Genomic DNA, 22,275 nt, shown 5'->3' with positions numbered 1-22,275 from the left:
TTATAAAAAGCTATTGCACTCTCGGCCACTTTTCAATAATATCCGCTACCGAAATGACACGCCGGCATAGCTCAGTTGGTAGAGCAACTGACTTGTAATCAGTAGGTCCCGAGTTCGACTCTTGGTGCCGGCACCATTTCCCTGGAGGGGTTCCCGAGTGGCCAAAGGGATCAGACTGTAAATCTGACGGCTCAGCCTTCGAAGGTTCGAATCCTTCTCCCTCCACCATTTTCTAGGTAGTTAGGTAACCTGAAGTAGGTTGCGCGGATGTCGTATAATGGTATTACTCCAGCCTTCCAAGCTGATAACGCGGGTTCGATTCCCGCCATCCGCTCCAATTTTTCGCTGATGTGCTCACCCTTAAGAGCACGCCCTCTACAGGGTAAGGTTTTTAAGACACTGCCGTCAGCGCCAACCTTCTTCAAATATCCTATATTAAACTTAACTGATTCGATGACATTATATGCATCGAATTTTTTGTATATGTCGGTTTCATCACCAAGATATCTTATTGGGGCAATACCATGGCTAAAGAAAAATTTGAACGTAATAAACCTCACGTAAACGTGGGTACCATCGGTCACGTTGACCATGGTAAGACTACTCTAACTGCTGCTATATCTGCTGTTTTGGCAAAGACTTATGGTGGTGATGTTAAAGATTTCTCACAGATCGATAACGCTCCTGAAGAGCGTGAGCGCGGTATTACAATTAATACCTCTCACATCGAATATGACACTCCTGCACGCCACTACGCACACGTAGATTGTCCTGGTCACGCCGATTATGTTAAGAACATGATCACTGGTGCTGCTCAAATGGACGGCGCGATTCTAGTAGTTGCTTCTACAGACGGCCCAATGCCACAGACTCGTGAGCACATCCTGCTTTCTCGTCAGGTTGGCGTACCTTTCATCATCGTATTCATGAACAAATGTGACATGGTAGATGACGAAGAGCTTCTTGAGCTAGTAGAAATGGAAGTTCGTGAACTTCTTTCTGAATATGACTTCCCAGGTGATGACCTTCCAGTTATCCAAGGTTCAGCACTTAAAGCCCTTGAAGGCGAAGCTGAATGGGAAGCTAAGATTATCGAACTTGCTGAAGCTTTGGATACTTATATCCCAGAGCCAGAGCGTGCTATCGATGGCGCATTCCTTCTTCCAATCGAAGATGTGTTCTCTATCTCAGGCCGTGGTACAGTTGTTACCGGTCGTGTAGAGCGCGGTATCATCAAGGTCGGTGAAGAAGTTGAAATTGTTGGTATCAAAGATACTACCAAGTCAACTTGTACTGGTGTTGAAATGTTCCGTAAACTGCTTGACGAAGGTCGTGCAGGCGAGAACTGTGGTGTACTTCTACGTGGTATTAAGCGTGAAGATGTTGAACGTGGTCAGGTTCTTGCTGCTCCAGCTTCAATTACTCCACACACTACTTTTGAATCAGAAATCTACGTTCTGTCAAAAGAAGAAGGCGGACGTCACACTCCATTCTTCAAAGGTTACCGTCCACAGTTCTTCTTCCGTACTACGGATGTGACTGGTACTATCGAATTGCCAGAAGGCGTTGAGATGGTAATGCCTGGTGACAACGTTCAGATGGTAGTTACTCTGATTGCTCCAATCGCGATGGACGAAGGTTTACGCTTCGCTATCCGTGAAGGTGGCCGTACTGTTGGTGCTGGTGTTGTAGCTAAGATCCTCGCTTAATAGCGACTAATCTTGCAAGACACTAAGAAAAGGAAGCTTCGGCTTCCTTTTTTGTTATTTTGAATTTTACTCGTCCCAAGCTGGCTTGTATTCTTGCTTACTAGTCAGAATAAGAATACAATCTATGACCGATTTTTGACCCTTTGGGCTTAGTATTAAGCGCATTGAGATTACCAAGCTCGGAATTTAGTGGTTTGATAGTGTTTTATTAAAGTTCTATCAACCTAATACCACCTTAGGGCGTAGTGAGTAACGGAATTAACCGATGACAACAAATACTGAAAGCCAGGGTAACTCTCTGGATATCGTAAAGTGGGCTCTAGTCGTTATCTTGTTGGCAACAGCTATTGTCGGCAATCAGATGTATAGCGAAGCCAGTGTATTAGTACGTGCAATTAGTGTTGTTGCAGCTTTCGCTGTAGCAGGATTTATTGCAATGCAAACTGAGAAAGGCAAGCAAGCGCTAGTCTTTGCTCGTGAAGCACAAATAGAAGTACGTAAGGTAGTTTGGCCTACGCGTCAAGAAGCGCTAAATACAACGTTTGTTGTATTAGCCGCGACCGGTGTTCTTGCGTTGATCCTTTGGGGTATGGACGCAGTATTGCTGAGAATTGTCAATTTTATTACAGGCGTATAGGCACTTCGAATGACTGAAGCAACTGAAGCTAAAAAAAGATGGTATGTGGTCCAGGCCTTTTCTGGTTATGAAGGCCGTGTGCTTAAAACTCTGAATGAATATATTCAGATGTATAAGATGGAACACTACTTTGGTGAAATTCTTGTCCCAACTGAAGAAGTTGTCGAGATGAGAGCCGGCCAGCGCCGCAAGAGTGAGCGTAAGTTCTTCCCTGGGTATGTACTTGTCCAGATGGAAATGAACGATGAAAGTTGGCATTTGGTGAAGAGCATCCCTCGTGTGATGGGCTTCATTGGTGGTACTTCGGATCGTCCAGCTCCAATTTCTAACGTAGAAGCTGACAGAATCCTACAGCGTCTACAGGAAAATACCGAGTCTCCAACACATCGCGTTATGTTTGAACCTGGTGAAGTGGTTAGTGTTGCCGATGGTCCGTTTGCTGACTTTAGGGGTGCTGTTGAACAAGTGGATTATGAAAAGAACCGCGTCAAGGTTTCTGTGATGATTTTCGGCCGTTCAACCCCACTCGAGGTAGACTTTAGTCAGATCGCAAACACCCTTATTTAATTAAACGCCAATTTTATTTGGAATGGGTGCGGATTTGTTATAAAATCCGCACCCATTGTTTTTCGGGGAGCTTGCTGACATTTTGTTAGTGGCGTTTGAACCCAAATTGAGGAAATACTCATGGCTAAGAAAGTTGATGGTTACATCAAGCTACAAGTCGCAGCTGGCGCTGCAAACCCGTCGCCACCAGTCGGACCTGCTCTAGGTCAGAAAGGTGTTAACATCATGGAATTCTGTAAAGCATTCAATGCTCGTACTGAAAAGTTCGAGAAAGGCATGCCAATTCCAGTCGTAATCACTGTCTATACAGACCGTTCTTTCACTTTCGAAACTAAGACACCGCCTGCATCTTTCCTACTGCTTAAAGCAGCTGGTCTGAAGTCTGGTTCTGGTCGTCCTAACACTGAAAAAGTGGGAACTATCAAGCGAAGCGCTGTCCAGGAAATTGCTGAGACAAAAGCTGCTGATATGACTGGCTCTGATATTGAAGCGATGACTCGCACAATTGAAGGTACTGCTCGTTCAATGGGTTTGGTAGTAGAGGACTAAGAAAATGGCAAAACTAACTAAGCGCGCTCGCATAATACGCGAAAAAGTAGAAGTAACTAAAAACTACGACATCAATGAGGCTGTTGAGCTTCTTAAAGAACTAGCTACTGCTAAGTTCGTTGAGAGTGTTGATGTTGCTGTAAACCTTGGTGTAGACCCACGTAAATCTGACCAAAACGTTCGTGGAGCAACTGTGTTGCCAAACGGAACTGGTCGTGACGTTCGTGTTGCCGTGTTCACACAAGGCGCTAATGCAGAAGCTGCTCTAGCTGCTGGTGCTGAGCTAGTCGGTATGGACGAGCTTGCTGCACAAGTTAAAGCTGGCGAAATGAACTTCGACGTTGTTATTGCTTCTCCAGATGCAATGCGTGTTGTTGGTCAACTAGGTCAGATCTTAGGCCCACGTGGTCTAATGCCTAACCCTAAGACTGGCACAGTAACACCAAATGTTGCTGAAGCAGTTAAGAATGCTAAAGCTGGTCAGGTTCGTTACCGTACAGATAAGAACGGTATTATCCACACTACTATCGGTAAAGTGGATTTCGAAACTGCTAAGCTAAAGGAAAACTTAGAAGCACTTGTTGCGGCACTAGTGAAAGCTAAGCCAGCAGCAGCTAAAGGTATCTTCCTTAAGAAAATCAGCATCTCGACCACTATGGGCGCAGGTGTTGCAGTTGACCAGAGTACTCTGGACGACGGTAAGTAATTTTACAAGGTTAGCGTATTAGTCTATAATGCGCGCACCTTGTGGGTTGAGGTCTATAAATTAGCCATTTGTTTGGGTAAAACTTAGACTTCCGTCCAAGACCGTAGGTGTTGGTCAAATGGCTGACTTAATTTCCTACGTAGACGGTGTCGAACCCCAGAAAGATTTTGTTCTACTGGATTAGCACCGTAAGTTACTAATCACATACGTGGTTAGTATGGTAATTGCTAGGGAATTCCCTAGATTGAATCCAGGAGTAAAGCCAATGGCATTAGGACTCGAAGACAAAAAAGCGATTGTTGCTGAAGTCAACGAAGCTGCCAAAGGTGCTTTATCTGCAGTTGTCGCTGATTCACGTGGCGTAACTGTAGGTGATATGACTGGTCTTCGTAGAGCCGCTCGCGAAGCTGGAGTGTACATTAAAGTTGTACGTAACACTCTAGTTAAACGCGCAGTTGCAGGTACTGATTTTGAGTGCCTTAGCGATACGTTTACTGGTCCTACTTTGATTGCCTTCTCTAACGAGCACCCAGGTGCAGCTGCGCGTCTTCTTAAAGATTTCGCCGGTCAGCAAGAGAAGTTTGAAATCAAAGCAGCAGCCTTTGAAGGGGAATTAATCCCTGCAGCCGATATAGATCGCTTAGCGAAACTGCCAACATACGACGAAGCAATTGCTCAGTTGATGATGACAATGAAAGAAGCATCTGCTGGCAAGCTAGTACGTACACTAGCTGCCCTTCGCGATCAAAAAGAAGAAGCTGCTTAAGTATTAACTTAGCCGCTTAAATTCAGAACAATAGGAATTTTTTGTTATGTCTATCACTAAAGACGATATCTTAAACGCTGTTGCAGAAATGTCTGTAATGGAAGTTGTTGAACTAATCGAGTCAATGGAAGAGAAGTTCGGCGTATCTGCAGCTGCTGCAGTTGTTGCTGGCGGAGCTGCTGATGGCGGCGCTGCTGAAGCACAGACTGAATTTGACGTTATGATGACTTCGTTCGGTGAGAACAAAGTTAAAGTAATTAAAGCTCTTCGTAGCGCTACAGGTCTTGGCCTGAAAGAAGCTAAAGCTATGGCTGAAGCATCTCCAGTAGCTGTTAAAGAAGCTATCTCAACTGAAGAAGCTGAAGCACTTAAGACTCTTCTTGAAGAAGCTGGTGCTTCTGTAGAGATCAAGTAAGTTTAATTTAACTTACTAAGCCCTAAGTATTGGGTGAAGGCTGGCGGTTTTTTAACCGTCGGCCTTTTTTGCGCTGTATGCGCAGGCGATTTTTTTTTCACCGTTTGTCGCCAGATTATGCAGTTCCTAACAGAGATTACTGGTTAGGTTCTTGCCATCAACGGTGATGGGCAAACGCGCTGTTTCAATCTTATTGATTCAGTCTTGGTCACATCTCGAAATCAGAGGAAACCCATGGTTTACTCCTATTCTGAAAAGAAGCGTATTCGTAAAGATTTTGGAAAACGTCCAAAAGTCTTGGATATCCCTTATCTACTGTCGATACAGTTGGACTCATTTAAGAAGTTCACTGATCAAGATCCTACTGGTGAGCGTGGTTTTGAAGCCGCTTTCCGTAGCGTTTTTCCCATCAAGAGCTTTTCTGGTAACTCAGAGCTGCAGTATGTCAGCTATAAGTTAGGTGAACCTGTTTTTGATGTGAAAGAGTGTCAAATCCGCGGTATCACATACGCAGCACCACTGCGCGTTAAATTGCGTATGGTCTTGTATGATCGTGAAGCTGCACCCGGCACAGTCAAAGACATTAAAGAACAAGAAGTCTATATGGGGGATATCCCTCTAATGACTAACAACGGTACCTTTGTTATCAATGGTACTGAGCGTGTTATCGTATCTCAGTTACACCGTTCACCTGGTGTGTTCTTCGATCATGACCGCGGCAAGACCCACTCTTCAGGTAAAGTGTTATATAACGCACGTATCATCCCTTACCGTGGTTCTTGGTTAGATTTTGAATTCGATCCAAAAGATGCTCTTTTCGTACGAATAGATCGTCGTCGTAAATTACCTGCGTCTATCATGTTGCGCGCATTAGATTATTCGACTCAGGATATTCTGGACCTCTTCTTCGATCGTGTTAACTTCAAGATCAAGAAAGACTCACTAGTCATGGATCTTGTTCCAGAGCGTCTTCGTGGCGAGACTGCAAGTTACGACATCAAAGATAGTGATGGCAGTATCTTAGTTGAGAAGGGACGCCGCGTTACAGCACGTCACATTCGTCAACTAGAGAAGTCTAAGACTACTGAGCTAGAAGTTCCGGTAGATTACATTGAAGGTAAGATTGCTGGTCAGGACTACATAGATCCAGACACAGGTGAAGTATTGGTTTCTGCCAATGCCGAAATCACCTTAGAAGATCTTGCTAAGCTTTCAATGGCTGGCATCAAAGAGATAAGCACTCTGTATATCAACGACCTTGATAACGGTGCTTATATGTCAGATACACTACGTATTGACTCTACAACTAACCGCCTAGAGGCGCTGGTTGAGATCTATCGTATGATGCGTCCTGGCGAGCCACCAACTAAAGATGCGGCAGAAGGCCTATTCCAGAACTTGTTCTTCAGTGAAGAGCGTTATGACCTATCTAAAGTCGGTCGTATGAAGTTCAACCGTCGTCTAAGCATTGGCGAAGATGAAGGTTCAGGTATCCTATCTAAGGAAGACATCGTTGCGGTAATGAAGAATATCATTACTATTCGTAACGGTGGCGATGAGGTCGATGATATCGATCACTTGGGTAACCGTCGTATCCGTAGTGTTGGCGAAATGGCTGAGAACCAGTTCCGTGTTGGTCTAGTTCGTGTAGAACGTGCCGTACGTGAACGTTTGAGTCTTGGTGATCTTAATGAGCTAATGCCACAAGATCTAATCAACGCTAAGCCTATCTCTGCAGCAGTTAAAGAGTTCTTCGGTTCTTCTCAGCTGTCTCAGTTTATGGATCAGAACAACCCACTTTCTGAAGTGACTCACAAGCGTCGTATTTCGGCTCTTGGTCCAGGTGGTTTGACTCGTGAACGCGCAGGCTTTGAAGTTCGAGATGTACACCCGACTCACTACGGTCGTTTGTGTCCAACCGAAACTCCTGAAGGTCCGAACATTGGTCTAATTAACTCATTAGCCAGTTTCGCACGTACTAACTCATATGGTTTCCTCGAAACACCTTACCGTAAGGTAGAAGATGGTGTGGTTACCGATCAGATAGATTATCTGTCGGCAATTGAAGAGGGTCGTTATGTTATTGCTCAGGCGAACATAGACATAGATAAGAACGGTCGTCTGCTTGAAGAGCAGGTTGCCTGTCGTCATAAGGGTGACTCAACCTTTATGCGCGGTACTGATATCCAGTATATGGATGTATCACCGCAACAGATTATCTCAGTCGCAGCCTCACTGATTCCGTTCCTAGAACACGATGATGCTAACCGTGCCTTGATGGGCGCGAACATGCAACGTCAAGCAGTACCAACACTAAGAGCCGATAAGCCATTAGTAGGTACAGGTATTGAGCGCATTATTGCGGTCGATTCAGGCGTTGTTGTTGTAGCTAAGCGTGGCGGTAGTATCGATTATGTCGATGCCAGCCGTATCGTGGTTAAAGTTAACGAATCTGAGCTACGCCCAGGCGAAGCTGGTATCGATATCTATAACCTGACCAAGTACACACGTTCTAACCAGAACACCTGTATTAACCAACGTCCTTGTTGTTCTGTTGGTGATCCTGTGGTTGTTGGTGATGTATTGGCCGATGGTCCTTCTACGGATCTGGGTGATCTAGCTCTTGGTCAGAACATGCGTATCGCGTTCATGCCTTGGAATGGTTACAACTTCGAGGATTCAATCCTCATCTCTGAGCGTGTAGCTCAGGAAGATCGTTTCACTACTATCCACATTCAGGAGCTTTCTTGTATTGCTCGTGATACTAAGTTGGGTAGCGAAGAGATCACTGCTGATATTCCAAACGTAGGTGAATCTGCGCTTTCTAAGCTGGATGAATCGGGTATCGTTTATATCGGTGCCGAAGTTAAGGGTGGCGACATCCTAGTTGGTAAAGTGACACCTAAGGGTGAAACTCAGCTGACTCCAGAAGAGAAACTCCTCCGAGCTATTTTCGGTGAGAAGGCCTCTGACGTTAAAGACAGCTCGCTACGTGTACCTAACTCAGTGAAAGGTACTATCATCGACGTCCAGGTATTTACCCGTGACGGCGTTGAGAAAGACAAGCGTGCAGTTGAAATCGAAGAGATGCACATAGCTCAGGCCAAGAAAGATTTGACCGAAGAGTTTAAGATCCTCGAAGAGGGTGTTTATGGGCGTGCTCGTAACTTGCTATTGAATGCAGGCTTCGAACAGGCACAACTGGATGCTATTCCTCGTTCTCACTTGCTAGTACAGACAATTGATGATGAAGCTAAGCAGACAGAACTTGAGCAGCTTGCCGAGCAGCATGACGAATTGAAAGCCGACTTCGATAAGAAGTTTGAGATCAAGCGTCGTAAGATCACCCAAGGTGATGACTTAGCACCTGGCGTACTTAAGATAGTTAAGGTTTACCTTGCTGTTAAACGTACTATCCAGCCTGGTGATAAGATGGCTGGTCGTCACGGTAACAAGGGTGTTATCTCTAAGATTAACCCTGTTGAAGACATGCCTTACGATGAGAATGGTAACCCAATCGACATCGTATTGAACCCGCTCGGTGTACCATCTCGTATGAACATCGGTCAGATCTTAGAGGTTCACATGGGCGCGGCAGCTAAAGGCATCGGTGATCAGATCACCGCTATGCTTGAAGAGCAGCGTCAACTAGCCGAAATTCGCGGTTACATCAAAGAAGTTTATGAGTTAGGTGACGAGGTGCTACAGCGCGTCGATATCGATTCGTTTACCGATGATGAAGTCTTGCGTCTGGCTAAGAACCTTAAGGGTGGTATTCCGATTGCTACTCCAGCATTCGATGGTGCGAAAGAGAAAGAGATTAAGGAGATGCTAGCACTTGCCAAGCTTCCTACCTCTGGTCAACGTACCTTGTATGATGGTCGTACCGGTAATGAATTTGAGCGTAAAGTAACCGTAGGTTACATGTATATGCTCAAGCTTAACCACTTGGTTGACGACAAGATGCATGCTCGTTCTACGGGTTCGTACAGTCTTGTTACTCAGCAGCCACTGGGCGGTAAAGCTCAGTTTGGTGGTCAGCGTTTCGGAGAGATGGAAGTGTGGGCACTAGAAGCATACGGTGCCGCATATACTCTTCAAGAGATGCTAACCGTTAAGTCTGATGATGTTAACGGCCGTACTCAGATGTATAAGAACATCGTCGACGGTAATTACCAGATGCAACCAGGCATGCCAGAGTCATTCAACGTATTGTTGAAGGAAATCCGTTCACTCGGTATTAATATCGAGTTGGATCAAGACTAAAATTAACTTAGGTTAATTTGGCAATAAATTGGTGTCCTGCATTAGCGGGGCACCCGGTTTAACTCCTTCAGGAGAGAAACGTGAAAGACTTATTAAAGTTTCTGAAACAGCAAAGCAAGACCGAAGAATTTAACGGTATCAAGATCGGACTAGCGTCACCAGATCTGATCCGCTCTTGGTCATTTGGTGAAGTTAAGAAGCCAGAAACCATTAACTACCGTACCTTCAAGCCTGAGCGTGAAGGCTTGTTCTGTGCGCGTATTTTTGGTCCAGTAAAAGATTATGAGTGTTTATGTGGTAAATATAAGCGCTTAAAGCACCGTGGTGTGATTTGTGAAAAGTGTGGCGTTGAAGTTACACAGACTAAAGTACGTCGTGAGCGTATGGGTCACATCGATCTAGCCAGCCCAGTAGCACATATCTGGTTCCTAAAATCACTGCCGTCTCGTATCGGTTTGATGCTAGATATGACTCTGCGTGATATCGAACGTGTACTTTACTTCGAATCATTTGTTGTGATCGAGCCTGGCATGACCAGTCTTGAGCGCGGACAGATGCTAACCGAAGAGAGCTATCTCGATGCGTTAGAAGAGTACGGTGATGAGTTCGAAGCTAAGATGGGTGCTGAAGCAGTTCTTGAATTGCTACGTGCTATCGAGCTTGAGAAAGAAATTGAGTCGCTGCGTGAAGAGTTGCCATCAATCAACTCTGAGACTCGTCGCAAGAAGATGACTAAGCGTCTTAAGCTTATTGAGGCTTTCTTCCATTCAGGTAATAAGCCTGAGTGGATGATCCTTAAAGTATTACCGGTTCTGCCACCAGATCTACGTCCTCTAGTTCCACTAGATGGCGGACGTTTCGCTACGTCTGATCTTAACGACCTTTATCGTCGTGTGATCAACCGTAACAACCGTCTTAAGCGTCTGTTAGACCTAGCTGCACCAGATATCATAGTACGCAACGAAAAGCGTATGTTACAAGAGTCTGTGGATGCGCTACTGGATAACGGTCGTCGTGGTCGTGCTATTACTGGTTCTAACAAGCGTCCGCTTAAATCTTTGGCTGATATGATCAAAGGTAAGCAAGGTCGTTTCCGTCAGAACTTGCTAGGTAAGCGTGTTGATTACTCTGGTCGTTCGGTAATTACCGTAGGTCCAACGCTTCGTTTGCATCAGTGTGGTCTTCCTAAGAAGATGGCGCTGGAGCTATTTAAGCCTTTCATCTACGGCAAGCTTGAAGGTCGTGGTCTAGCGACAACGATTAAAGCTGCGAAGAAGATGGTTGAGCGTGAAGTTCCTGAAGTTTGGGATGTACTTGACGATGTTATTCGTGAACATCCGGTCATGCTCAACCGTGCACCCACACTTCACCGTCTTGGTATCCAGGCATTTGAGCCGGTACTGATTGAAGGTAAAGCGATTCAGCTTCACCCACTCGTATGTGCGGCGTACAACGCCGATTTCGATGGTGACCAAATGGCTGTTCACGTGCCACTGACGCTTGAAGCTCAGTTAGAAGCACGTTCGTTAATGATGTCTACTAACAACATTCTATCGCCAGCAAACGGCGAGCCGGTTATTACACCGTCACAGGATGTTGTATTGGGTCTGTACTACGCCAGCCGTAAGTGTGTTAACGGTAAAGGCGAAGGCATGGTGTTCGAATCTATCGATGAAGTTGAAAAAGCTTATCGTACAGGTTTCGCTGCTATTCATGCTCAAGTTAAAGTGCGTATTACCGAGACTCATATTGCCGAAAATGGCGAGCGTACCGAAGCACGTCGTATCGTAGATACTACAGTTGGTCGTTCACTACTTTCTCGCGTCTTACCGAAAGGCTTGTCTTTCGATCTGGTTAACCAGAACATGGGTAAGAAGCAGATAGGTAAACTACTGAACACTTGTTATCGTCAATTAGGTCTTAAAGATACTGTAGTCTTCGCTGACCAATTGATGTATGCCGGTTTCCACTATGCAACAGTATCCGGTGCTTCTGTAGGTATCGATGATATGGTTATCCCAGCGGCTAAGTACACCTTAGTTGCCGATGCTGAAGCTGAAGTACTTGAGATTCAAGAGCAGTTCCAATCGGGTCTTGTTACCGCTGGTGAGCGTTATAACAAGGTCATCGATATCTGGGCCAGTGCCAACGAGAAAATCTCTAAAGCCATGATGGATAACCTGTCTGTTGAGACAGTGATTAACCGTGACGGTGAAGAGGAAGAGCAAGAGTCATTTAACAGCATCTATATGATGGCTGACTCGGGCGCTCGTGGTAGTGCTGCACAGATTCGTCAGTTGGCCGGTATGCGTGGTCTGATGGCTAAGCCAGATGGCTCAATCATCGAAACCCCAATTGTGGCAAACTTCCGTGAAGGTTTGAACGTATCTCAGTACTTCATCTCGACTCACGGTGCACGTAAGGGTCTAGCCGATACGGCATTGAAGACGGCTAACTCTGGTTACCTGACTCGTCGTTTGGTTGATGTTGCTCAAGATCTCGTCGTTATCGAAGATGATTGTGGCACATTCGAAGGCCTGACAATGAAGCCGCTTATCGAAGGTGGTGATGTTGTTGAGCCACTACGTGAGCGTGTACTCGGTCGTGTGGTAGCTCTCGATGTCTTCTATCCAGGTACAGAGAAGGTTCTTGCTCCTCGCAATACTCTGCTTGATGAAGCATGGTGTGATACCTTGGAAGATAACTCAATCGATGAAGTTATCGTTCGTTCTGTAATTAGCTGTAATACCGATTTCGGTGTTTGTAAAGCCTGTTATGGTCGTGATTTGGCTCGTGGCCATATCATTAACCAAGGTGAAGCTATCGGTGTTGTTGCTGCTCAGTCAATTGGTGAGCCAGGAACACAGCTAACGATGCGTACCTTCCACATTGGTGGTGCGGCTTCTCGAGCTTCTGCTGAAAACAACGTTCAAGTTAAGAACGCTGGTACAGTTAAGCTACATAACGCTAAGCATGTGACAAACAGCGAAGGCAAATTGGTTATCGTTTCTCGTTCATCTGAGGTCGCGATTATCGATGAGCTTGGACGTGAGAAAGAGCGTTATAAGGTTCCTTACGGTACGATTCTAGAGAAACTAGAAGAATCTATTGTAACAGCTGGCGAAATCATCGCTAACTGGGATCCTCACACTCACCCAATTATCTCTGAAGTTGCGGGTACCATTAAGTTCGTCGATATGATTGAAGGTGTCACTATGACACGTCAAACAGATGATCTTACGGGTCTATCCTCAATTGTCGTTATGGAAGTGGGTCAACGTCCAACAGCTGGTAAAGAGATGCGTCCTTCGATTCGTCTTTTAGATGCTAGCGGCGAAGACTTGAAGATTCCGGGTACTGAAGTACCTGCGCAATACTTCCTACCTGGTAAAGCGATTGTTAACCAGGATGATAACGCAGAGATTAACGTTGGTGATGCGTTAGCACGTATCCCTCAGGAGTCATCTAAGACCCGTGATATTACCGGTGGTCTACCTCGCGTTGCCGACTTGTTCGAAGCGCGTAAGCCAAAAGAGCCAGCAATTCTTGCTGAGTACTCAGGTACTATCTCGTTCGGTAAAGAAACTAAAGGTAAGCGTCGTCTATTGATCACGCCTGCTGATGGTGGCAAGCCTTACGAAGAGATGATCCCTAAGTGGCGTAACCTTAACGTGTTCGAAGGTGAAAAAGTCGAACGTGGTGAAGTTATTGCCGATGGTGCTGAGGCTGCTCACGATATTCTACGTCTTCGTGGAATTCATAAAGTGGCAAACTATATCGTTAATGAAGTTCAAGACGTTTACCGTCTACAGGGCGTAAAGATTAACGATAAGCACATCGAAGTGATTATCCGTCAGATGCTACGTAAGTGTTTGATCACAGATGCAGGGGACAGTCAGTTCCTCGCTGGTGAGCAAGCTGAAGTAGCTCGCGTCAAGATCGCTAACCGTGAGCTTGAAGCTCAAGGTAAGAAGCCTGCGACCTTCGACCGTGAGCTTTTGGGTATTACCAAGGCATCGCTTGCAACAGAGTCATTTATCTCTGCTGCATCGTTCCAGGAGACTACCCGCGTACTTACGGAAGCGGCAGTAGGCGGTAAGAGTGATAAACTACGCGGTCTTAAAGAGAACGTGATCGTTGGTCGCTTGATCCCTGCAGGTACAGGTTATGCTTACCATCAGAAACGTAATGCTGCTTTAGCTGCTAAAGCATCAGGTAAGACGTCTGAACAGGCAACAACAATAACTGCAAGTGAAGCCGAGAGAAACTTGGCTGACCTGCTAAATCTTGCCGGAAGTTCCGATTAAATCGGGCTGAAAAGTAAATGAATTGTAAAAAAGGCGCCTCAGGCGCCTTTTTTTTACTTTATATTGGTTAAAAGTTGTCTATTTCTTGACAGAATGCCATTACCTTTCTAAAATTTCGCGTCCCACACCTGTGGGATATAGATTTTTCACACCTTACTGTTGAGTTTATCAACTGATTCGGAGCTATACATGGCAACTGTAAACCAGTTGGTCCGTAAGCCTCGCTCGCCAAAAGTCGTTAAGACTAATGTGCCAGCGTTGAATGCGTGTCCACAAAAACGTGGTGTTTGTACTCGCGTATACACAACCACACCAAAAAAACCTAACTCTGCACTACGTAAAGTAGCTCGTGTGCGTCTTACTAACGGTTTCGAAGTTACTTCGTACATCGGCGGTGAAGGCCACAACCTGCAGGAGCACAGCGTAATTCTAATCCGTGGTGGTCGTGTTAAAGATCTACCCGGTGTGCGTTACCACACTATCCGTGGCGCATTAGATTGTGCTGGCGTGAGTGACCGTCGTCAAGGTCGTTCTAAGTACGGAGCTAAGCGTCCTAAGTCTTAACGCTTTCCGTTAAGTAAGGCCAAGCTAGATTTTAAGATTCCAGTTTTGGGGTCCCTGAAGCATACGGAGAAATTGTTATGCCAAGACGTCGCGTTGTAGGACAACGTAAAATCCTACCAGATCCAAAGTTCAACAGTGAGTTGCTGGCTAAGTTCATCAACGTCATCATGCAGGACGGCAAAAAGTCGACTGCAGAAAAAATTATTTACAAGGCACTAGATACCGCTTTCGAAAAGAAAGGCGAAGACCATTTAGTGATTCTTGAAGCAGCCCTGGATAACGTTCGCCCTTCAGTCGAGGTTAAGTCTCGTCGTGTTGGTGGTTCTACATACCAGGTACCATGTGAAGTACGCCCAGTTCGTCGTAATGCATTGGGTATGCGTTGGTTAGTTGAAGCTGCTCGTAAGCGTGGTGAAAAATCTATGGCTCTACGTCTAGCTGGTGAATTGCTAGACGCTTCAGACAACAAAGGTACTGCTGTTAAGAAGCGCGAAGACGTGCATCGTATGGCAGAAGCGAACAAAGCGTTCGCTCATTACCGCTGGTAATCTGATGGAGCTGGCTTTTGCCAGCTCCATATTCTACATCTCTAAGGCATTAGCCTTAGTCAAGAGGGTTTAAACGTGGCTCGTACAACTCCTATTGAGCGCTACCGTAATATTGGTATTGTTGCTCATGTTGACGCAGGAAAAACCACAACTACAGAACGTGTTTTGTTCTACACCGGTGTTTCTCATAAGATCGGTGAAGTTCATGATGGCGCAGCCACCATGGATTGGATGGAACAGGAGCAGGAGCGTGGTATTACCATCACTTCTGCGGCAACGACTGCGTTCTGGCGCGGTATGGAAGCTCAGTTTACTGAGCACCGTATCAATATCATAGATACTCCTGGTCACGTTGACTTCACTATTGAAGTTGAACGTTCTCTGCGAGTACTCGATGGTGCCGTAGTTGTGTTCTGTGGCTCATCGGGTGTTGAACCACAATCTGAAACTGTTTGGCGTCAAGCCGATAAGTATCATGTACCACGCATAGTATTCGTCAATAAGATGGATCGCGCCGGTGCTGACTTTGATAGTGTCGTCGAACAGATACGTGACCGCTTGGGTGCGACTTGTGTACCAATTCAAATGAATATTGGTGCGGAAGAAGAGTTTAAAGGTGTTATTGACCTAATCAAGATGAAGGCCATTAATTGGTCTGAAGAAGATAATGGTACAACATTCACCTATGAAGATATTCCAGCTGACCTTGCTGACAAGGCAAGTGAGATGCGTGAATATCTGGTTGAAGCTGCTGCCGAGGCCTCGGATGAACTGATGGATAAGTACCTGGAAGGGTGCGAACTATCAGAGGAAGAGATCAAGAAGGCGCTGCGTCAACGTACTCTTGCAAATGAAATTGTACTTGCTACCTGTGGTTCTGCTTTTAAGAACAAGGGTGTGCAAGCAGTTTTAGATGCCGTTATCGATTATCTACCATCGCCAGTTGAAGTGCCTGCGATTAAAGGCATAGATGAAAATGAGGAAGAGGTTGAACGCACTGCGGACGACAATGCTCCTTTCTCTGCGTTGGCATTTAAGATAGCGACGGATCCATTCGTTGGAACTTTAACCTTTATACGCGTATATTCGGGTGTATTGGCAACTGGTTCTGGCGTATATAATTCGGTCAAACAGAAGAAGGAACGCGTGGGTCGTATGGTGCAGATGCATGCAAACGATCGCCAAGAGATCAAAGAAGTACGCGCTGGCGACATCGCTGCTGCTATTGGTCTTAAGGACGTGACTACGGGTGATACTCTTTGTGATATTGATCATAAAATCATCCTAGAACGCATGGAATTCCCTGAGCCCGTTATCACGATAGCCGTGGAACCAAGATCTCAAGCCGATGAACAGAAGATGGGTGTTGCGTTGCAAAAGCTTGCAGCAGAAGATCCTTCTTTCCGTGTTGAAACCGATCCTGAATCGGGTCAGACACTGATCTCTGGTATGGGTGAGCTACACTTAGACATAATTGTCGACCGTATGCGTCGCGAATTTAGTGTCGAGTGTAACGTAGGTAAACCTCAAGTCGCTTATCGTGAAACTATTCGCTCTAGTGTAGAAGTCGAAGGCAAATTTATACGTCAATCTGGTGGTCGAGGTCAATTCGGTCATGTTTGGTTGAAACTGGAGCCCCAAGAAGAGGGCTTCGGCTATGAATTTGTTAACGAGATTGTTGGTGGTTCTGTTCCGAGAGAATACATCCCATCAGTAGATAAAGGCATTCAAGAGCAGATGAAGAGCGGCGTGCTCGCCGGCTTCCCTCTTTTGGACGTCAAGGTTACTCTCTTTGATGGTTCATATCATGATGTGGACTCTAATGAGATGGCCTTTAAAGTTGCAGCTTCCATGGGCTTCAAGAAGGGCGCTCTAGAAGCTGACCCTACGCTCCTGGAACCTTGCATGAAAGTTGAAGTTACCACTCCCGAAAATTATATGGGAGATGTTGTCGGTGACTTGAACAGGCGTCGTGGCTTGATCGAAGGAATGGACGACGGCATTGCCGGCGTCAAGCTCGTTCATGCGACCGTGCCTCTATCTGAAATGTTTGGGTATGCAACTGATTTGCGCAGCGCGACTCAAGGACGTGCTTCATACTCCATGGAGTTTTTGAAGTATTCCGACGCGCCGCAAAACATTGCTAAAGCGATTATGGATGCTCGAGGCTAATTAGCCGGGTACCCATAACTAGAAATTAATTGCTATTGCTCGGTGTCAAGCCGGGCATTTCTGAAAAGAAAGGAATATATCGTGGCTAAAGAAAAATTTGAACGTAATAAACCTCATGTAAACGTCGGTACTATCGGACACGTGGATCATGGTAAGACTACTCTAACTGCTGCTATCTCTGCTGTTTTAGCAAAGACTTATGGCGGTGACGTTAAAGATTTCTCACAAATCGATAACGCTCCTGAAGAGCGCGAGCGCGGTATTACAATTAATACCTCTCACATCGAATATGACACTCCTGCACGTCACTACGCACACGTAGATTGTCCTGGTCACGCCGATTATGTTAAAAACATGATCACTGGTGCTGCTCAAATGGACGGCGCGATTCTAGTAGTTGCTTCTACAGACGGCCCAATGCCACAGACTCGTGAGCACATCCTGCTTTCTCGTCAGGTTGGCGTACCTTTCATCATCGTATTCATGAACAAATGTGACATGGTAGATGACGAAGAGCTTCTTGAGCTAGTAGAAATGGAAGTTCGTGAACTTCTTTCTGAATATGACTTCCCAGGTGATGACCTTCCAGTTATCCAAGGTTCAGCACTTAAAGCCCTTGAAGGCGAAGCTGAATGGGAAGCTAAGATTATCGAACTTGCTGAAGCTTTGGATACTTATATCCCAGAGCCAGAGCGTGCTATCGATGGCGCATTCCTTCTTCCAATCGAAGATGTGTTCTCTATCTCAGGCCGTGGTACAGTTGTTACCGGTCGTGTAGAGCGCGGTATCATCAAGGTCGGTGAAGAAGTTGAAATTGTTGGTATCAAAGATACTACCAAGTCAACTTGTACTGGTGTTGAAATGTTCCGTAAACTGCTTGACGAAGGTCGTGCAGGCGAGAACTGTGGTGTACTTCTACGTGGTATTAAGCGTGAAGATGTTGAACGTGGTCAGGTTCTTGCTGCTCCAGCTTCAATTACTCCACACACTACTTTTGAATCAGAAATCTACGTTCTGTCAAAAGAAGAAGGCGGACGTCACACTCCATTCTTCAAAGGTTACCGTCCACAGTTCTTCTTCCGTACTACGGATGTGACTGGTACTATCGAATTGCCAGAAGGCGTTGAGATGGTAATGCCTGGTGACAACGTTCAGATGGTAGTTACTCTGATTGCTCCAATCGCGATGGACGAAGGTTTACGCTTCGCTATCCGTGAAGGTGGCCGTACTGTTGGTGCTGGTGTTGTAGCTAAGATCCTCGCTTAATAGCGAAATCTTGTAAGACACTAAGAAAAGGAAGCTTCGGCTTCCTTTTTTATTGCCTGAAATTTGTCGGTAATCCAGATAGATAACTTTATTAAGCGGGGGAGAGTGCCGCAGCTCTATGGAACAACACTTTGTTATTCATGATGATAGAGTGACTTGTTTGACCAATGCCCTGTTATTAGCTGAGGTGCCGAGAGTTGCTTGGTGTCTTCTTGTTGTTATTTCAAACAACGGGCTTGATCTCTCGACGTAAATAAGTATAATACCGACTTCGCCTTAACCATTAGGCGAATTACTAATTAGACTTTTTAAGTTTAATTCAAAAAAACAGCGGCTCCGATTGGGAGTCGAACGGTTAAATCATCTCGCTCTGTGTTCCTTTTAGGAAGTGCAAGAGGGTGATTTTTTATGTGTCCATTTTAGGAGCTCTGGTCAATGCAGAACCAAAGAATCCGTATCCGCTTAAAAGGATTTGATCATCGTCTGATCGATCAATCTACTGCGGAAATCGTTGAAACTGCTAAGCGTACAGGCGCACAGGTACGTGGTCCAATTCCACTACCAACGCGTAAAGAACGTTATACCATTTTGACTTCTCCACACGTTAACAAAGATGCGCGTGATCAGTACGAACTTCGTACTCACAAACGTCTAGTTGACATCGTTGAGCCAACAGAAAAGACTGTAGATGCACTTATGCGTCTCGATCTTGCTGCCGGCGTCGACGTTCAAATTAGCTTGGGTTAATAGGGGATTTCGAGATGGCTATCGGTCTTATCGGTCGTAAAGTGGGTATGACTCGCATCTTCTGTGAAGATGGAGTTTCTGTCCCGGTCACAGTAATTGAAATCACGTCTAACCGTGTTACTCAGGTGAAAACCTTAGAAACTGACGGCTACCGTGCTCTTCAAGTTACTACTGGTACCAAAAAAGCTAATCGCATCACTAAACCAGAAGCAGGTCACTTTGCTAAGGCAGGCGTTGAAGCCGGTCGTGGTTTATGGGAAGTGCGTTTGGCAAATGATGAAGGCGAAGGCATTGAAGTTGGTGCCGAGCTAAATGTTGATATCTTCGCTGACATAGCGAAAGTTGATGTTACTGGTCAATCTAAAGGTAAGGGCTTCCAAGGCGGTATTAAGCGTTGGAACTTCCATGCACAAGATATGACACATGGTAACTCACTGGCACATAGATCCAACGGTTCTATCGGTCAAAACCAAACACCTGGTCGCGTTTTCAAAGGTAAGAAAATGTCTGGTCATATGGGTGCAGAGCGTGTTACTACGCAGAATCTAAACGTTATTCGTGTAGATGCTGAGCGTAACTTGCTATTGGTTAAGGGTGCTGTTCCGGGAGCTATTAATGGCAACCTGATCATCAAACCTGCCGTTAAAGCTTAGGTCTGAGGAGATAGTAATGGAATTGGTATTGAAAGACGCACAAAGTGCTCTGGAAGTTTCCGAAACTACCTTCGGCCGTGACTTTAATGAAGCACTGGTTCATCAGGTAGTTGTAGCATACGCTGCAAATGCGCGTCAGGGCACTCGTGCTCAAAAGACTCGCGCAGAAGTTATTGGTTCTGGCAAAAAGCCATGGCGCCAAAAAGGTACTGGCCGAGCACGTGCCGGTACTGTTAAAGGCCCAATCTGGCGTGGCGGTGGCGTAACATTCGCTGCTAAAACACAAGATCATAGCCAAAAAGTTAACAAGAAGATGTACCGCGGAGCGCTGAAAAGCATTTTCTCTGAGTTGGTACGTCAAGACCGTCTAATCGTGGTTGAGTCATTTACTGTTGAAGCTCCTAAAACTAAAGAGCTGAAAGCAAAACTGGCTGAAATGAACCTGGAAGATGTGTTGATTGTTACTCCAGAAATTGACGAGAACTTGTTCTTGGCAGCTCGCAACTTGTACAAAGTTGACGTGCGTGACGTTGCTGGTATTGATCCAGTAAGTCTTATCGCATTCAACAAGGTACTAGTAACTGCCGATGCTGTTAAGCAAATCGAGGAGATGCTGGGATGATAAGCGAAGAACGTTTGCTAAAAGTTATTCTTGCACCACATATCTCTGAAAAGAGTACTGTTTGTGCAGAAAAAAACAACACGGTAGTTTTCCGTGTAGCTATCGACGCCACTAAAGCTGAAGTTAAAGCTGCAGTCGCTAAGTTGTTCGAAGTTGAAGTTGATTCAGTTCGCACTCTAGTTAACAAAGGCAAAACCAAGCGTACCGGTGCCCGTATGGGTCGTCGTGTAGATTGGAAAAAAGCCTATGTAACTTTAGCTGAAGGTGCTGACATCGATTTCGTCGGCGCTGAGTAAGCAAAGGAGAATTATCATGGCAATTGTTAAGTGTAAGCCTACCTCTCCAGGTCGTCGCCACTTAGTAAAAGTGGTGAACAAGGACCTGCACAAGGGTAAACCTTTTGCAGCCTTGCTGGCTAAGAAATCTAAAAGTGGTGGCCGTAACAATACTGGTCGTATCACTGTTCGTCACATAGGTGGTGGACACAAGCAGCATTACCGTATTATTGACTTTAAACGCAATAAAGACGGTATCCCTGCAAAAGTTGAGCGTTTGGAATATGATCCAAACCGCACAGCTAACATCGCACTTGTTTTGTATGCTGATGGTGAGCGTCGTTATATCCTTGCTGCTAAAGGCATGCAAGCTGGTGATAAGATCCAGTCAGGTATCGATGCTGAAATCAAAGTGGGTAACACTTTGCCATTACGCAACATACCAATAGGTAGTGTTGTACACGCAGTCGAGATGAAGCCTGGTAAAGGTGCTCAGATCGCTCGTTCAGCAGGTACTTATGTACAAGTTGTAGCTCGTGATGGCTCTTACGCTACTCTACGTCTTCGCTCTGGCGAAATGCGTAAAGTACCAGTAGATTGCCGCGCGACTCTGGGTGAAGTTGGTAACGCCGAACACATGCTACGCCAGTTAGGTAAAGCAGGTGCTAATCGCTGGAGAGGCATACGCCCAACAGTTCGTGGTGTTGCAATGAACCCAGTAGATCATCCACATGGTGGTGGTGAAGGCCGTACTTCGGGTGGCCGTCATCCTGTATCTCCATGGGGTCAGCCTACTAAGGGTTATAAGACTCGTAGTAACAAACGCACCGACAAGTACATTGTACGTCGTCGCAATAAAAAGTAAGAGGATTCGCCATGCCACGTTCTCTCAAGAAAGGTCCATTCATTGACCTACACTTGCTGAAGAAGGTAGAGAAAGCGATGGAAGCGGGAGACAAGAAGCCTATTAAGACTTGGTCTCGTCGTTCTATGATCATACCTAACATGATAGGTTTGACCATCGCTGTCCATAATGGTCGTCAGCACGTACCTGTGTTCGTAACTGACGAAATGATCGGCCACAAGCTTGGTGAATTTTCACCAACTCGCACTTATCGCGGCCATGCTGCAGATAAGAAAGCGAAGAAGCGTTAATACGGGAGGAATAAGATGGAAGTTTTAGCTAAACATCGTTTTGCCCGTACGTCGCCTCAAAAGTGTCGTTTGGTTGCAGATCAAATCCGTGGACTGCCTGTTGCTAAGGCTCTCGAAATTTTAACTTTCAGCCCTAAGAAAGCTGCAGTACTTGTTAAGAAAGTACTGGACTCTGCAATCGCAAATGCTGAGCACAATGAAGGTGCTGACATTGACGAATTACGAGTTGGAGCAATTATGATCGATGAAGGTCCAACTATGAAGCGTATCATGCCACGTGCCAAAGGCCGTGCTGATCGTATAATCAAGCGTACCAGCCACATTACTGTGGTTGTGTCAGATCGCTAGGAG

General features: G+C 45.6%; 20 protein-coding genes and 3 tRNA genes. All 23 read left to right on the top strand.

The genetic code is table 11. From position 1 onward, the window contains the following. The first annotated feature begins 60 nt into the window (after window positions 1-60). The 23 genes from SVI_RS19770 to rplV all read left to right on the top strand — a co-directional run bounded on the left by SVI_RS19770 (window position 61) and on the right by rplV (window position 22,272). Window positions 61-136, top strand: a tRNA-Thr gene (locus SVI_RS19770). Between the two features lie 7 nt (window positions 137-143). Continuing rightward, a tRNA-Tyr gene (locus SVI_RS19765) sits at window positions 144-228 on the top strand. A gap of 35 nt (window positions 229-263) precedes the next feature. After that, window positions 264-337 (top strand) — tRNA-Gly (locus SVI_RS19760). Between the two features lie 187 nt (window positions 338-524). Next, entirely contained in the window at window positions 525-1,709 is a 1,185-nt protein-coding gene (tuf, locus tag SVI_RS19755; protein ID WP_013053420.1) for an elongation factor Tu, read from the top strand. Window positions 1,710-1,974: 265 nt separating this feature from the next. After that, complete coding sequence (secE, locus tag SVI_RS19750) at window positions 1,975-2,346, top strand: preprotein translocase subunit SecE (RefSeq protein ID WP_013053431.1); 372 nt, start codon at window positions 1,975-1,977, stop codon at window positions 2,344-2,346. Window positions 2,347-2,355: 9 nt separating this feature from the next. Beyond that, window positions 2,356-2,913: a transcription termination/antitermination protein NusG gene (gene nusG, locus SVI_RS19745; RefSeq protein WP_013053430.1), complete on the top strand. Its 558-nt coding sequence runs from the start codon at window positions 2,356-2,358 to the stop codon at window positions 2,911-2,913. Window positions 2,914-3,033: 120 nt separating this feature from the next. Continuing rightward, on the top strand, window positions 3,034-3,462 hold the full coding sequence (rplK, locus tag SVI_RS19740) for a 50S ribosomal protein L11 (protein ID WP_013053429.1): 429 nt from the start codon (window positions 3,034-3,036) through the stop codon (window positions 3,460-3,462). Window positions 3,463-3,466: 4 nt separating this feature from the next. Next, window positions 3,467-4,168 (top strand): 50S ribosomal protein L1, encoded by a 702-nt coding sequence (rplA, locus tag SVI_RS19735; RefSeq protein ID WP_013053428.1) that lies wholly within the window; start codon window positions 3,467-3,469, stop codon window positions 4,166-4,168. A gap of 265 nt (window positions 4,169-4,433) precedes the next feature. Continuing rightward, window positions 4,434-4,934 carry a 50S ribosomal protein L10 gene (rplJ, locus tag SVI_RS19730; protein WP_013053427.1) on the top strand — a complete coding sequence of 167 codons (501 nt, stop codon included), beginning with the start codon at window positions 4,434-4,436 and terminating at the stop codon, window positions 4,932-4,934. A 46-nt stretch (window positions 4,935-4,980) separates the two neighbouring features. Next, a complete protein-coding gene (rplL, locus tag SVI_RS19725) occupies window positions 4,981-5,349 on the top strand; it encodes a 50S ribosomal protein L7/L12 (RefSeq protein WP_013053426.1) in 369 nt (122 codons plus the stop codon). 234 nt (window positions 5,350-5,583) lie between these two features. Then, window positions 5,584-9,615 (top strand): DNA-directed RNA polymerase subunit beta, encoded by a 4,032-nt coding sequence (gene rpoB / locus SVI_RS19720; protein ID WP_013053425.1) that lies wholly within the window; start codon window positions 5,584-5,586, stop codon window positions 9,613-9,615. A gap of 80 nt (window positions 9,616-9,695) precedes the next feature. Further along, complete coding sequence (gene rpoC / locus SVI_RS19715; RefSeq protein WP_013053424.1) at window positions 9,696-13,922, top strand: DNA-directed RNA polymerase subunit beta'; 4,227 nt, start codon at window positions 9,696-9,698, stop codon at window positions 13,920-13,922. Window positions 13,923-14,111: 189 nt separating this feature from the next. Further along, a complete protein-coding gene (gene rpsL, locus SVI_RS19710) occupies window positions 14,112-14,486 on the top strand; it encodes a 30S ribosomal protein S12 (RefSeq protein WP_013053423.1) in 375 nt (124 codons plus the stop codon). A 77-nt stretch (window positions 14,487-14,563) separates the two neighbouring features. Beyond that, window positions 14,564-15,034, top strand: a complete 471-nt coding sequence (gene rpsG, locus SVI_RS19705) for a 30S ribosomal protein S7 (protein WP_013053422.1) — start codon at window positions 14,564-14,566, stop codon at window positions 15,032-15,034. Window positions 15,035-15,109: 75 nt separating this feature from the next. Continuing rightward, window positions 15,110-17,206 carry an elongation factor G gene (gene fusA, locus SVI_RS19700; protein ID WP_013053421.1) on the top strand — a complete coding sequence of 699 codons (2,097 nt, stop codon included), beginning with the start codon at window positions 15,110-15,112 and terminating at the stop codon, window positions 17,204-17,206. Between the two features lie 81 nt (window positions 17,207-17,287). Beyond that, entirely contained in the window at window positions 17,288-18,472 is a 1,185-nt protein-coding gene (gene tuf / locus SVI_RS19695; protein ID WP_013053420.1) for an elongation factor Tu, read from the top strand. A 435-nt stretch (window positions 18,473-18,907) separates the two neighbouring features. Next, a complete protein-coding gene (gene rpsJ, locus SVI_RS19690) occupies window positions 18,908-19,219 on the top strand; it encodes a 30S ribosomal protein S10 (protein ID WP_005503530.1) in 312 nt (103 codons plus the stop codon). Window positions 19,220-19,233: 14 nt separating this feature from the next. Further along, on the top strand, window positions 19,234-19,872 hold the full coding sequence (gene rplC / locus SVI_RS19685; protein WP_013053419.1) for a 50S ribosomal protein L3: 639 nt from the start codon (window positions 19,234-19,236) through the stop codon (window positions 19,870-19,872). A 16-nt stretch (window positions 19,873-19,888) separates the two neighbouring features. Beyond that, the gene (rplD, locus tag SVI_RS19680; protein ID WP_013053418.1) at window positions 19,889-20,494 is read left to right on the top strand and encodes a 50S ribosomal protein L4; all 606 of its coding nucleotides are present in this window, start codon (window positions 19,889-19,891) and stop codon (window positions 20,492-20,494) included. Further along, on the top strand, window positions 20,491-20,790 hold the full coding sequence (rplW, locus tag SVI_RS19675; protein WP_013053417.1) for a 50S ribosomal protein L23: 300 nt from the start codon (window positions 20,491-20,493) through the stop codon (window positions 20,788-20,790). Before rplD ends, rplW begins: the two co-directional genes overlap by 4 nt. Before the next feature lie 16 nt (window positions 20,791-20,806). Then, window positions 20,807-21,634: a 50S ribosomal protein L2 gene (gene rplB / locus SVI_RS19670; protein ID WP_013053416.1), complete on the top strand. Its 828-nt coding sequence runs from the start codon at window positions 20,807-20,809 to the stop codon at window positions 21,632-21,634. An 11-nt stretch (window positions 21,635-21,645) separates the two neighbouring features. Further along, window positions 21,646-21,924, top strand: coding sequence for a 30S ribosomal protein S19 (gene rpsS / locus SVI_RS19665; protein ID WP_006083596.1), 279 nt, complete (start codon window positions 21,646-21,648; stop codon window positions 21,922-21,924). 15 nt (window positions 21,925-21,939) lie between these two features. Continuing rightward, on the top strand, window positions 21,940-22,272 hold the full coding sequence (gene rplV, locus SVI_RS19660; protein WP_012144645.1) for a 50S ribosomal protein L22: 333 nt from the start codon (window positions 21,940-21,942) through the stop codon (window positions 22,270-22,272). The last annotated feature ends 3 nt before the right edge of the window (window positions 22,273-22,275 follow it).

It is taken from the genome of Shewanella violacea DSS12 (assembly GCF_000091325.1).
GTDB classification, from domain to species: domain Bacteria; phylum Pseudomonadota; class Gammaproteobacteria; order Enterobacterales; family Shewanellaceae; genus Shewanella; species Shewanella violacea.
Note: the sequence above shows the minus strand (reverse complement) of the source record. Positions and strands in the feature narration are given on the sequence as shown.

What these genes read in the sequence shown, in the direction of transcription:
- tuf (WP_013053420.1), top strand. Translation starts at nt 525, where the DNA reads ATGGCTAAAGAAAAATTTGAACGTAATAAACCTCACGTAAACGTGGGT.
- secE (WP_013053431.1), top strand. Translation starts at nt 1,975, where the DNA reads ATGACAACAAATACTGAAAGCCAGGGTAACTCTCTGGATATCGTAAAG.
- nusG (WP_013053430.1), top strand. Translation starts at nt 2,356, where the DNA reads ATGACTGAAGCAACTGAAGCTAAAAAAAGATGGTATGTGGTCCAGGCC.
- rplK (WP_013053429.1), top strand. Translation starts at nt 3,034, where the DNA reads ATGGCTAAGAAAGTTGATGGTTACATCAAGCTACAAGTCGCAGCTGGC.
- rplA (WP_013053428.1), top strand. Translation starts at nt 3,467, where the DNA reads ATGGCAAAACTAACTAAGCGCGCTCGCATAATACGCGAAAAAGTAGAA.
- rplJ (WP_013053427.1), top strand. Translation starts at nt 4,434, where the DNA reads ATGGCATTAGGACTCGAAGACAAAAAAGCGATTGTTGCTGAAGTCAAC.
- rplL (WP_013053426.1), top strand. Translation starts at nt 4,981, where the DNA reads ATGTCTATCACTAAAGACGATATCTTAAACGCTGTTGCAGAAATGTCT.
- rpoB (WP_013053425.1), top strand. Translation starts at nt 5,584, where the DNA reads ATGGTTTACTCCTATTCTGAAAAGAAGCGTATTCGTAAAGATTTTGGA.
- rpsL (WP_013053423.1), top strand. Translation starts at nt 14,112, where the DNA reads ATGGCAACTGTAAACCAGTTGGTCCGTAAGCCTCGCTCGCCAAAAGTC.
- rpsG (WP_013053422.1), top strand. Translation starts at nt 14,564, where the DNA reads ATGCCAAGACGTCGCGTTGTAGGACAACGTAAAATCCTACCAGATCCA.
- rpsJ (WP_005503530.1), top strand. Translation starts at nt 18,908, where the DNA reads ATGCAGAACCAAAGAATCCGTATCCGCTTAAAAGGATTTGATCATCGT.
- rplC (WP_013053419.1), top strand. Translation starts at nt 19,234, where the DNA reads ATGGCTATCGGTCTTATCGGTCGTAAAGTGGGTATGACTCGCATCTTC.
- rplD (WP_013053418.1), top strand. Translation starts at nt 19,889, where the DNA reads ATGGAATTGGTATTGAAAGACGCACAAAGTGCTCTGGAAGTTTCCGAA.
- rplW (WP_013053417.1), top strand. Translation starts at nt 20,491, where the DNA reads ATGATAAGCGAAGAACGTTTGCTAAAAGTTATTCTTGCACCACATATC.
- rplB (WP_013053416.1), top strand. Translation starts at nt 20,807, where the DNA reads ATGGCAATTGTTAAGTGTAAGCCTACCTCTCCAGGTCGTCGCCACTTA.
- rpsS (WP_006083596.1), top strand. Translation starts at nt 21,646, where the DNA reads ATGCCACGTTCTCTCAAGAAAGGTCCATTCATTGACCTACACTTGCTG.
- rplV (WP_012144645.1), top strand. Translation starts at nt 21,940, where the DNA reads ATGGAAGTTTTAGCTAAACATCGTTTTGCCCGTACGTCGCCTCAAAAG.